12 protein-coding genes are annotated in these 11519 nt (G+C 65.6%); 4 read left to right on the forward strand and 8 right to left on the reverse strand.

Annotated elements, in window-relative coordinates; translation table 11 throughout:
• Positions 1-2 precede the first annotated feature (2 nt).
• The 3 genes from prfA to XH88_RS30370 form a co-directional block, all read right to left on the reverse strand.
• Positions 3-1088, reverse strand: a complete 1086-nt coding sequence (gene prfA / locus XH88_RS30360) for a peptide chain release factor 1 (RefSeq protein WP_271671898.1) — start codon at positions 1086-1088, stop codon at positions 3-5.
• A 50-nt stretch (positions 1089-1138) separates the two neighbouring features.
• Positions 1139-3406: a phosphoenolpyruvate--protein phosphotransferase gene (gene ptsP, locus XH88_RS30365; RefSeq protein WP_271671899.1), complete on the reverse strand. Its 2268-nt coding sequence runs from the start codon at positions 3404-3406 to the stop codon at positions 1139-1141.
• Between the two features lie 269 nt (positions 3407-3675).
• Positions 3676-4932, reverse strand: coding sequence for an aspartate kinase (locus XH88_RS30370; RefSeq protein ID WP_271671900.1), 1257 nt, complete (start codon positions 4930-4932; stop codon positions 3676-3678).
• Positions 4933-5082: 150 nt separating this feature from the next.
• Between XH88_RS30370 and XH88_RS30375 the strand changes: the two genes are divergently transcribed.
• From XH88_RS30375 to XH88_RS30385, 3 genes are all read left to right on the forward strand, one after another.
• A complete protein-coding gene (locus XH88_RS30375; RefSeq protein WP_271671965.1) occupies positions 5083-5550 on the forward strand; it encodes a PH domain-containing protein in 468 nt (155 codons plus the stop codon).
• 14 nt (positions 5551-5564) lie between these two features.
• Complete coding sequence (gene ubiG / locus XH88_RS30380) at positions 5565-6338, forward strand: bifunctional 2-polyprenyl-6-hydroxyphenol methylase/3-demethylubiquinol 3-O-methyltransferase UbiG (RefSeq protein WP_271671901.1); 774 nt, start codon at positions 5565-5567, stop codon at positions 6336-6338.
• Positions 6339-6515: 177 nt separating this feature from the next.
• On the forward strand, positions 6516-7415 hold the full coding sequence (locus tag XH88_RS30385; protein ID WP_271671902.1) for an EamA family transporter: 900 nt from the start codon (positions 6516-6518) through the stop codon (positions 7413-7415).
• Positions 7416-7428: 13 nt separating this feature from the next.
• On the opposite strand, the gene XH88_RS30390 is transcribed toward XH88_RS30385, so the two are convergent.
• The 4 genes from XH88_RS30390 to XH88_RS30405 are packed head-to-tail and all read right to left on the reverse strand — an operon-like array spanning position 7429 to position 9915.
• Entirely contained in the window at positions 7429-7911 is a 483-nt protein-coding gene (locus XH88_RS30390) for a DUF1178 family protein (RefSeq protein WP_271671903.1), read from the reverse strand.
• Positions 7908-8798, reverse strand: coding sequence for a carbon-nitrogen hydrolase family protein (locus tag XH88_RS30395; RefSeq protein WP_271671904.1), 891 nt, complete (start codon positions 8796-8798; stop codon positions 7908-7910). Before XH88_RS30395 ends, XH88_RS30390 begins: the two co-directional genes overlap by 4 nt.
• Positions 8795-9070 (reverse strand): glutaredoxin 3, encoded by a 276-nt coding sequence (gene grxC / locus XH88_RS30400; RefSeq protein WP_271671905.1) that lies wholly within the window; start codon positions 9068-9070, stop codon positions 8795-8797. Before grxC ends, XH88_RS30395 begins: the two co-directional genes overlap by 4 nt.
• A 47-nt stretch (positions 9071-9117) precedes the next feature.
• On the reverse strand, positions 9118-9915 hold the full coding sequence (locus tag XH88_RS30405) for a ComF family protein (RefSeq protein ID WP_271671906.1): 798 nt from the start codon (positions 9913-9915) through the stop codon (positions 9118-9120).
• 184 nt (positions 9916-10099) lie between these two features.
• On the opposite strand from XH88_RS30405, the gene XH88_RS30410 reads away from it, so the two are divergent.
• Entirely contained in the window at positions 10100-10978 is an 879-nt protein-coding gene (locus tag XH88_RS30410; protein WP_271671907.1) for a methyltransferase domain-containing protein, read from the forward strand.
• Positions 10979-11108: 130 nt separating this feature from the next.
• On the opposite strand, the gene XH88_RS30415 is transcribed toward XH88_RS30410, so the two are convergent.
• Positions 11109-11519 carry a (deoxy)nucleoside triphosphate pyrophosphohydrolase gene (locus XH88_RS30415; RefSeq protein WP_271671908.1) on the reverse strand — a complete coding sequence of 137 codons (411 nt, stop codon included), beginning with the start codon at positions 11517-11519 and terminating at the stop codon, positions 11109-11111.

An 11519-nucleotide genomic window follows, 5' to 3' on the forward strand; every position in this document is an offset into this window, starting at 1 on the left:
GCTCAGGCCGCCGCGCCTTGCGCCGCAAGCTGGGCGGCCTGGTGTTCGGTGGTCAGTGCATCGGTGAGTTCGCCGAGCGCCTCGCCTGATATCACCTGTGGCAGCTTGTAGAGCGTCAGGTTGATGCGGTGGTCGGTGACGCGGCCCTGCGGAAAGTTATAGGTGCGGATCCGCTCCGAGCGGTCGCCGGAGCCGACCTTCTCCTTTCGCTCGGCCGAGCGCGCGGCGTCGGCACGCTGCCGCTCTGCGTCGTAGATGCGCGAGCGCAGGATGTTCATGGCGGAAGCGCGGTTCTTGTGCTGGGAGCGGCTGTCCTGCATCATCACCACGATGCCGGTCGGAATGTGGGTGATGCGGATCGCCGATTCCGTCTTGTTGACGTGCTGGCCGCCCGCGCCTTGCGCACGCATGGTCTCGATGCGCAGATCCTCGTTCTTGATCTCGACGTCGACATCCTCGACCTCGGGCAACACGGCGACCGTCGCCGCCGAGGTGTGGATGCGGCCCTGCGTCTCGGTGTCAGGCACGCGCTGGACGCGGTGCACGCCGGATTCGAATTTCAGCTTGGAGAAAGCGCCGCGGCCCTGCACCTCCGCAATGATTTCCTTGTAACCGCCGACGGTGCCTTCGCTCGCCGAGATCACCTCGACCTTCCAGCCCTGCAAGGCGGCAAAGCGCTCGTACATCCGGAACAGATCACCGGCGAACAGCGAAGCCTCGTCGCCGCCGGTGCCGGCGCGGATTTCCAGCACCACGTTGCGGTCGTCCATGGCGTCCTTGGGCAGCAGCGCGACACGGATCTTCTGTACGAGATCCTCGATCTTCGGATTGAGCTCGTCGCGCTCGGCTTCAGCCATGCTGCGCATTTCGGCATCGGTTGCCGGGTCGGCGATCAGCGCTTCGGTGTCGGCGAGCTCCTTGACGGCGGCGCGGTAGGTCTTCACCGCCTCGATCAAGGGAGTGATCTCGGCGAGCTCGCGTGTGACCTGCACGTAGCGCTCGGAGGAGAGCCGTCCGAGCGATTCGGCTTCGAGCGAAGCGTGATGCGCAAGCAGGACGTCCAGTTTGGCTTCGGGAAGTGACGACATCGGTTTGGTCTCAAAAGCGGAGGGAGGCGGCGGCGACGGGCGGCAGGCCGCTACAACGCCAGGCCTTCGGCCTCGGCAAATTCCGTCAGCTTCTGCCGGATCGAGACGCTGCCGGTCGGCGCATCCAGCAGCGGGCCGAGCATCGCTGCGGCCTTCTTGGCATCGAGGTCGATCACCATTGCCTTGACCGGGCCGAGCGCGGTCGCCGAGAGCGACAGCGAGCGGTAGCCCATTGCGATCAAGGCCAATGCGCCGATCGGCTTCGAGGCCATCTCGCCGCAGAGCGACAGCGATTTCTTCGCGGCCTGCGATTTCTGCGCGATGTCGCGCAGCGCCCGCAGGATCGGTGTCGACATGGTGTCGAAGCGCTCGGAGACCTTGGCATTGCCGCGGTCGACCGCGAACAGGAACTGGAACAGATCGTTGGAGCCGACCGAAATGAAGTCGACCTTCTTCAAGAGCTCGTCGAGCTGATAGAGCAGCGCCGGCACCTCGACCATGGTCCCGATATCGATTCTTTCAGGCAGCGTGTGGCCGTGCTGGCGCAAGTATGTCAGCTCGCGCTCGACCAGCGCCTTCGCTGCATCGAACTCGGCGACCTCCGAGATCATCGGAAACATGATGCGCAGCGCGCGGCCGCCGCCGGCACGCAGCAGCGCGCGGATCTGGCCGCGCAACAGGCCGGGCCGGTCAAGCCCGAGTCGGATCGCGCGCCAGCCGAGCGCGGGATTCTCCTCGATCACCGTCTCCATATAGGGCAGCGCCTTGTCGCCGCCGATGTCGAGGGTCCGGAAGGTGACGGGCTTGGGGCCTGCGGCATCCAGCACGGCGCGGTAGAGCGCGAGCTGGTCGCTGGTGCGCGGTAGGCTCTGGCCGACCATGAATTGCAGCTCGGTGCGGAACAGGCCGATGCCGGCGCTGCCGGTATCGTCGATATGCGGCAGGTCGATCGCGAGGCCCGCATTAATCAAAAGCTCGACCTTCTCGCCGTCCTTGGTGACGCAGGGCCGGTCCCGCAGCGCAAGATATTGCGCCTGGCGGCGGGCGCGGAAGCGCACCCGCTCGGCATAGGCTGCCTCGATCTCCTGCGACGGGCGCACATAGATCGCGCCCGAGGTGCCGTCGACGATGATGGCGTCGCCGGGGTCGGCAATGCCGGGCGCGTTCGGCACCTCGCCGACCGCGGGAATGCCGAGCGCGCGCGCCACGATCGAGACGTGGGAGTTGGCGGTGCCTTCCTCGAGCACGATGCCACGCAGGCGCTTGCGGTCGTAATCGAGCAGCGCCGCCGGTCCCATCGCGCGCGCGATGACGATGGCGTTGTCGGGCAATTGCTCGCGCGACGGTGCGTGGTCCTGGCCGACGAGCTGTCGCATCAGGCGGTAGCCGAGATCCTCGAGATCGTGCAGCCGGTCGCGCAAATAGGGATCGGTCGAGCGCAGCATGCGCGCGCGGGTGTCGGACTGCACGCGCTCCACCGCCGCTTCGGCCGTGAGGCCGGTGGCGACCGCCTCGTGCAGCTTGTGCGACCAGCCCTGGTCGTTGGCGAACATGCGGTAGGCTTCGAGCACGTCGCGGTGTTCGCCGCCTTCGGCGACATCGCCGCGCTCCAGCATGCGGTCGAGGTCCGATCGCAGCTTGGCGAGCGCCGCGTCGAGCCGCTTGATCTCCTTCGGCAGGTCTTCGGCGATGTAGTCCTTGATGACGACGCGCGGTTCGTGCAGCACGACATGGCCGAGCGCGATGCCTTCCGAGAGGATGGCGCCCGCCTTCTGGGTGGAATGGCGTGCGGCCGGCTCGAGGCCGGGCTGGGCCAGCGCGGACAATTCGCCGGAGGCGATCAGCTCCGCCAGCACCATGGCGGTGGTCTGCAACGCCTCGAGCTCTTCCTCGACATAGGTGCGCTTGGCGCGGTTCTGCACCACCAGCACGCCGAGCGTGTTGCCGGCGCGCAGGATCGGCACGCCGAGGAAGGAGTGATAGATCTCTTCGCCGGTCTCCGGGCGGAACGAGAAGGCCGGATGGCTTTGGGCGTCGTTCAAATTGAGTGGCGTCGCCTCGCTGGCGACGAGGCCGACCAGGCCCTCATGGGCGCTCAGCACGGTATGGTGCACGGCCTCGCGGTTGAGACCTTCGGTGGCGTAAAGCTCGAGCGTGTTGTCGACGCGCAGCACGTAGACCGAGCATACCTCGGCCACCATGTTGGCGGCGATCAGCACCACGATCTTGTCCAGCCGCTCCTGGGCCGAGACCTGCTCCGCCATGGTTTCGCGGAGCCGTCTCAACAAGACGCGGGGACCTCCCGACGCGCTCCGCATGAACCGTCAATCTCCTCCGTCTGCCCGGCCCGGCGGTATCGGCCGGCGGCTGGCCAAAAATTCCAGAAAAACAACCAAATTGTTTGTCCGGCGCAGGCGCAAACCTTCGCTTGCACCGAATCAGCGGCCTGAACTGGGACACAGTCTGCGGCAGCCCACCCTGTTCGCCGTATAGCGAATCGAGGCTTGTTTTGCCAAGCAAAACGCCTGCCAAACGCGAAGGTGTGTACACCTTCGCGTTTGCTGCGACCGCTAAGAGAAAATTAGGTCTAAGCCTGATCGAGGCCGTAGAGCGTGTGCAGAGTGCGCACCGCAAGCTCGGTATAGGCGGTGTCGATCAGAACCGAGAATTTGATCTCGGAGGTTGTGATGGCCCGGATGTTGATATTCCGTCCGGCGAGGGCCGAAAAGGCCTGGGCGGCGACGCCGGCGTGGCTGCGCATGCCGCTACCGATGACCGAAATCTTGGCGACGTCGGTAGCGGTATCAAGCCTGGCATAGCCGATCTTGGCCTTGGCGGCGGTAATCGTGTCCTTGGCGCGGTTATAGTCGGCGGCCGGCACCGTGAAGGTGAGGTCCGTGGTCTTGCCGTCCTCAGACACGTTCTGGACGATCATATCGACGTTGATATTGGCATCCGCGAGCGGGCCGAAGATCGACGCAGCGACCCCGGGCTTGTCCTCGATCTGGCGCACCGAGATCTGGGCTTCGTCCTTCGAAAAGGCGATGCCGGTGACGACGTGGCTTTCCATGATCTCCTCCTCGCTGCAGATCAGCGTGCCGGGCGGCTGGTTGGCATGCGGGTCGATATCCTCGGGCTTGTCGAAGCTCGAGCGGACGAAGATCGGCATGTTGTGGACCATGCCGAGTTCCACCGAACGGACCTGGAGCACTTTGGCGCCCTGCGAGGCCAGTTCCAGCATGTCTTCGAACGCGATCTTGTCCAGCCTCTTGGCCTTCGGCACGATTCGCGGGTCGGTGGTGTAGACGCCGTCGACGTCGGTGTAGATGTCGCAGCGGTCGGCCTTGACCGCGGCGGCGATCGCCACGGCCGAGGTGTCGGAGCCGCCGCGGCCGAGCGTCGTGATGCGGTTGGTCTTGGGATCGATCCCCTGGAAGCCGGCGATCACCGCGACCTCCTTGCGATCCCGGAATCGGTTGATGATCTCGCTGCCGTCGATGTCCTCGATCCGGGCCGAGGCATGGGCGTCGCTGGTCTTGATGGGGAGCTGCCAGCCCTGCCAGGAGCGGGCCTGGATACCCATGCTCTGGAGCACGATGGCCAGCAGGCCCGATGTGACCTGTTCGCCGGAGGCCACCACGGCGTCATATTCGCGCGCGTCGTGCATCGGCGAGGCCTCGGTGCACCAGGCCACCAGTTCGTTGGTCTTGCCCGACATCGCCGAGACGACCACGGCCACTTCATGGCCGGCGTCGACCTCACGCTTCACATGGCGTGCGACGTTGCGGATACGTTCGATATTGGCGACGGACGTGCCGCCGAATTTCATCACGAGGCGGCTCATGACGACGCGTGCATTCCCTCTTGAGGATCAGTATGGTGACCCGCGCTGGGCCGGATGCCAGGGGATACCGACCGCGCGTATACAGAGGGGCGGGGCCGGGGGCAAGCGGGTTCCTGCATCGCCAATCCGGGCAATGGGTTATTAGAGGTTATGGCGCGCTATATCGACGAGATCCTGCAGCCCGGCGAGCGGGTGCTGTATTCGACCAATGCACATTGGATCTTCTATTTCCCGGCCATTCTGGCCTGGATCGTGGCCATCGTTCTGTTCGCCATTTCCCGCCAGACCGACATTTACAGCATCATGATCCTGTGCCTGTTCGGCTCCGGCCTGGTGGCGCTGGGCGCCCTGTACTGGACCGTGAAGGGCTGGTTCCATCGCTTCACCACCGAGACCGACGTCACCAATCTCAGGGTTGTGCACAAGACCGGGTTCATCAAGCGCCGCACCTTTGAAATGGCGCTGGACAAGGTCGAGAGTGTCGACGTCGATCAGACGATTCTCGGACGAATTCTCAACTACGGCGACGTGACCATTCGCGGCGTCGGCGAGGGGATCGAGACGATCAAAACCATCGCCTCGCCGCTGGCCTTCCGTAGTTCGATCACCACGCGGTAGGACCGCGCGCAACCATGAGCATGCAGCAAGATACTTCCGCACCAGCAAGCCTCCCGCCCGGCTCGACCGTCGATGCCGCCGAGATCGCGAAATTCTCGAAACTCTCCGCCGAGTGGTGGGACCCCAAGGGGAAGATGGCGCCGCTGCACCGGATCAATCCGCTGCGGCTCGGCTACATCCGCGACGCCGCCTGCCGCAAGTTCGAGCGCAATGTGCGCAGCCTCAACTGCCTCGCCGGCTTGCGCGTGCTCGACATCGGCTGCGGCGCCGGCCTGCTCTGCGAGCCGCTGTCGCGGCTGGGCGCACAGGTCATCGGCGTCGACCCGTCCGCGAGCAACATTGCGGCGGCAAAGCTGCATGCCGACAAGAGCCACCTTGCGATCGACTATCGGTGCACCACGGTCGAGGAGATCGACCCGCGCGAGCGCTTCGATATCGTGCTGGCGATGGAGGTGGTCGAGCACGTCGTCGATGTCGGCGTCTTCCTGAAGCGCTGCGCCTCGATGCTGAAGCCGAACGGCCTGATGGTGGTCTCGACGCTGAACCGCAACTGGAAGAGCTTTGCGCTCGCCATCGTCGGCGCCGAATACGTCCTGCGTTGGCTGCCGCGCGGCACCCACGAGTGGAACAAGTTCGTCACCCCCGACGAGCTGACCAAACACCTGCTCGACAATCGTCTCGTCATCACCGAGCAGACCGGCGTCGTCTACTCGCCCTTCGCCGACAAATGGACGCTCTCGTCGGACATGGACGTGAACTACATGGTGGTGGCGGAGGGGATGGTGTGAGGGCAGGCTGCGAATACAAAATCGGTGTCGTCCCGGCCTAGGGCGCAATTGCGCGCGGGGGCCGGGACGACAACGAGTTTTTAGCAAGAGCATCGCTCCTATGACGTGGGCGTGATTGACCCGCGGCCGTGGCGTCGGCAGGTTGCATTATCATTCCCGTAGCAGTCCCCATCCCCCATGCCCACCGTCACCAGCCTCTGGATTCCCTTCACGGTCATTGCTGCGCTCGGCCAGGTCGCGCGCAATGCGATGCAGCGGTCTTTGACCAAGCCGCTGGGGACCTGGGGTGCGACCAATATCCGCTTCCTGTTCGGCTTCCCGTTCTCGCTGCTCTTCTTGGGCGTCGTGCTGGTCGCAACTGGCGATCATGTGAGCATGCCGCGGTCAGTGTTCTGGCCGTGGCTGCTGCTGGGCGCGCTCAGCCAGATCATCGCGACCGGTCTGATGCTGCTCGCGATGAACGACCGCTCCTTCGTGGTGACGACGGCATATCTCAAGACCGAGGCGATCCAGACCGCGATCTTCGGCTTCGTCTTCCTCGGCGATCACCTGACCTGGCTGAAGGTGCTGGCGATCGTGATCGCGACGGTCGGCGTCGTCACCACCGCGCTGCGGCCGGGCGGCGAGAAGGGCTTTGCCGAGCTGAAGCCGACGATCACCGGCCTGGTCGCCGCGGCGGCGTTCGCCCTCTCCGCGGTCGGTTTCCGCGGCGCCATCATCACGGTGCCGAACGTCTCCTTCGTGACGGCATCCTCCTTCACGCTGGTGCTCGGCCTGTTCGTGCAAACGCTGGTGCTGACGATCTATCTGCTCTGGCGCGCACCTAATGTATTGCGGGGAATTCTCGGAATGTGGCGGCCATCGATGCTCGCCGGCTTCACGGGCGCCTTCGCTTCTCAGTTCTGGTTCCTGGCATTCGCGCTGACGGCCGCTGCCAATGTTCGCACGCTTGCGCTGATCGAGGTGCTGTTCGCGCAGGGCGTGGCATATTACTCGTTCAAGCAGCCGATCGCGCCGCGCGAGATCCTTGGCATCGTGCTGATCGTGGTCGGCGTGGCGCTGCTGGTGGGATTCTGACGCGCTTTGCGCGTCAGTTCCGGTCTTCCGGCAGTGTCGGCAGCGGCGACACCTCGATGCCTTCCTCGATCAGCGACTTCGCCTCATCCGGCGAGGCTTCGCCGTAGATCGGGCGGTGCTCCTTGTCGCCGTAATGCATCGCGCGGGCTTCATTCGCAAAGCGCTCGCCGACATTGTCGGCGTTCTTCACGATGTGGTCGCGCAGCTCTTTCAGCTTGGCGCGCAGCTCGCGCTCCTGGGCCATCATCAGCGAGGTCGGTCCTGACGGCGTAGCCTCGGGTGCGGCGGTCGTCGCCGGCTCCGGTGGCGGTGCTGCGCGGCCGCGGCCCTTTTTGGCGACGATGCGCGGCGCCATGATCGCCTTATCGACCTTGGCCGAGCCGCAGATCGGACAGGTGACGAGCTTGCGCTTCACCTGCGAATCATAAGCGGACGAGCTCTGAAACCAGCTCTCGAACTCATGCTTGCGGTCGCAATGGAGTGCGTAGCGGATCATGCCGATCCCCGCACCAGGTGGAGGTGATCCGGCCCGGCCTTGGGATCGGAGACACCGAAGCGGCGGCCGTGCTGGAGCGAGGGGATCGCGCGGCGCGCGGTCTCGACCTTGGCCGGGTCGATCTGGGCCATGATGATGCCGGGCTCGACATCGCCCTCGGCGAGAATCTCGCCCCAGGGATCGATGATCAGCGAGTGGCCATAGGTCTCGCGCTTGTTCTCGTGAGTGCCCGCCTGGGCGGCTGCGAAGATGAAGCAGCCGGTCTCGATCGCGCGCGCGCGCAGCAGGACGTGCCAGTGCGCTTCGCCGGTCTTGCGGGTGAAAGCCGATGGCACCGTGATAAAGGATGCACCGCTCTCGGCCAGCGCGCGGTAGAGCGCGGGAAAGCGCACGTCGTAGCAGATCGTCAGGCCCACACGGCCCCAGGGCAGGTCGGAGATCACGGCGGTCTCGCCCGGCTGGTAGTTGGCGGACTCGCGATAGCTCTCGCCGTCGGGCAGTTCGATGTCGAACATGTGGATCTTGTCGTAGCTCGCGAGCACATTGCCCTCGGGCCCGATCAGGAAGGAGCGGTTGACCGCCTTCTCCGGCGAGAAGCGCAGCGCCAGCGAGCCGACATGGATGTGGATGTTCAGCTCTGCTGCGAGCGCGCGATACGCCTTCAGCGAGGTGTCATCCTCTTCGCTCTGGAGATGCTCGAACAGCGCCTTGCGGTTCAGCTGCATCATATTGCTGACCTCAGGGGTCTGCACGTAGTCAGCGCCCTTGGCAGCGGCCTCCCGGATCAGCCTGGTTGCCTGCGCGAGGCTCGGCTCGGGCATCAAGCCGGTGCGCATCTGCACCATGGCAGCGGTAAAGGTTCTGTCTTGAGCTTGATTGTGGCTCATGAGACCGCCTTGACGCTTTCGAGCATGCCGTCGAGCTTGCCTTCGCGGTCGAGCGCATAGAGATCGTCGCAGCCGCCGACATGGGTTCCGCCGATCCAGATCTGCGGGAAGGTCGAGCCCTGGCCGGCGCGATCGTACATCTCCTCGCGCCAGGACGGGTTCTTGGCGACGTCGAATTCGGTGAAGGCCGCCTTCTTGCGGGTCAGAAGCGACCTGGCGGCGGAACAATAGCCGCATCCCGGCCTGGTATACATCTCGACAGCAGCGGTCATGGCGTCCAGCGCTCTCATGTCATGAATTTATTGAATTATATGGGACTTTACCTGATCTCGACAACCCGGGCAAAGACCAGCACGTCGACCTGGGCTGCCTTGGCACGCAGCAGAGCGCGCGCACAGGCATCCAAGGTCGCACCCGATGTCAGGACGTCGTCGACCAGGATGATGCGCCGGCCTTGGACCTCGGCCTGACGGTCGGGGGATACCTGGAATGCCCCCTGGACATTGGTGGCCCGCTGTGCCCGCGACAGGCCGATCTGCTGCTCGGTGGCGCGCACCCGGCGCAGCACTTCGCCCCGTACCTTCACCCCGCTCTGCCGCGCGATGATGTGCGCCAGCGCCCCGGACTGGTTGTAGCGTCGCCGCCAGGCCCGGCGCCAGTGCAGCGGCACCGGCACCAGCATGTCGGCGCCCGCGAGCAGTTCGCCGCCCGCGCGCACCATCCAGCGGCCCATGGCGGGCGCGAGGTCCGTGCGGTCCTGGTATTTCAGCGCATGCACCAGGATGCGTGCGACGTCGTCGTAGCGCACCGCCGCGCGGGCCCGCTGGTAGGCCGGCGGGCTCGCGATGGCCTCCATCGACAGCATGTCGGGACCGGGGTCATAGACAAAGGGAATGCCAAGCCGCGGGCAGTACGGTCGTTCGATGAACGACAGCTTTGCCCAGCACGCCGCGCACACGCCCTCGCCATCGACCGGCTCGCGACAGGACACGCATAAAGTCGGCAGGGCGATGTCGAGCGAGAGCTTGGCCACGCGCGTGAGCACGTGGCGGCCGGCCAACCAGGCAGCTCGCAAGGGTGCGGCGATGGAACGGGTGGGGGCAGCGTCGGCGTCCATGGGAGGAGGCTAGCGTTCCGCTAGCGCGGGCTCAAGCCGCAGTCTCGTGCCCCGGGACGCAACGCAGCGCGGAGCGGTGCGTTGCTGAGCCGGGGCCCAGAAGCTGCATGCGCAGAAGCATGGGTCCCTGTGTCTGCTGAGCGTCACTGCGTGCCGCACCGCGTCCGGGACACGAGAGATTGCAATGACCAGCACGATCGGCGTAACCAGCGGCATGGCTCAGGACCCGCAGACCCCGCCCGCGTTATTTGATCGCGCCTTGCTGCATGCGCGGCAGCGGCGTGCGCAGGCGCAAGGCGAAGTGGCATTTCTGCTCGACCGGGTCGTCGAGGACATGTCGGACCGGCTGGCCGCAGTGATGCGGGAGTTTCGCGCGCCGGCCGACCTCTGGACGCCAGGTGAGGGGCTCGCCGCTCTTTGCGCCCGGCTGCCCTCCATCCAACGGATCGCGCTCGATGCTGCAGGCTCGGAGAAATTGCCGTTCGCGCCTGAGAGCCTCGATCTCGTCGTCTCGGCGCTGGCGCTGCAATTCGTCAACGATCTGCCGGGCGTGCTTGCGCAAATTCGTCGTGCGCTGAAGCCGGATGGCATGCTGCTGGCCGCGATGATCGGCGGCGACAGCCTGACCGAGCTACGGCAGGCTTTTGCCGCGGCGGAGGCCGAATGCGAGGGCGGCGTGTCGCCGCGCGTCGCGCCGTTCGCCGATCTGCGCGACATCGGCGCGCTGTTGCAGCGGGCGGGCTTTGCGCTGCCGGTGACCGATGTCGATCGCGTCGTGGTGCGTTATGGCAATGCGTTCGCCTTGATGCAGGATCTCCGCCGCATGGGCGCGGCCAACGTCCTGATCGAGCGCCGCCGCACCCCGAGCCGGCGCGCGACGCTGCTGCGCATGGCCGAAATCTACGCCGAGCGCTTTGCCGATGCCGACGGGCGCATCCGCGCCACCTTCGACATCATCTGGTTGTCCGGCTGGGCGCCGCATGCAAGCCAGCAGCAGCCGCTGAAGCCGGGTTCGGCGAAAGCGAGCCTTGCGGAGGCGGTGAAGAAGGCGGGAAAAGAGTGACACGTGTCCCGGACGCGCTGCAGCGTGAAACGCTGCTGCGGAGAGCCGGGACCGCGCTCTTTGCCTCTCTGGGCTCCGGCTCTGCAGCGCACCGCAAGGGCGCTGCGCTGCGTCCGGGGCACGGCCCGCCTCACATCAGCAAATCGATCAAATGCGGGATCAGCGGAATGTCCGCGGGCGGCATCGGATAGTCGCGCAGCTTGTTGGCTCGGACCCAGGCGAGGGTCTGGCCCTCGCGGGGCGTCACCAGCCCTTCCCAGCGCCGGCAGATATAGAGCGGCATCAAGAGATGAAAGGTCTCGTAGCCGTGGCTCGCAAACGTGAGCGGCGCGAGGCACGGCTCGGCGACGGTGATGCCGAGCTCCTCGTGGAGCTCGCGGATCAGGCTCTGTTCGGGCCGTTCGCCGGGTTCACACTTGCCGCCGGGAAATTCCCAGAGGCCGGCGAGCGTCTTGCCTTCCGGTCGCTGCGCGATCAGGACGCGCTTGTCGGCATCGACCAGCGCGCAGGCCACCACCAGTGTGAGCTTGAGCTCGGCCAT

This window comes from Bradyrhizobium sp. CCBAU 51627, assembly GCF_028128765.1.
Classification (GTDB): domain Bacteria; phylum Pseudomonadota; class Alphaproteobacteria; order Rhizobiales; family Xanthobacteraceae; genus Bradyrhizobium.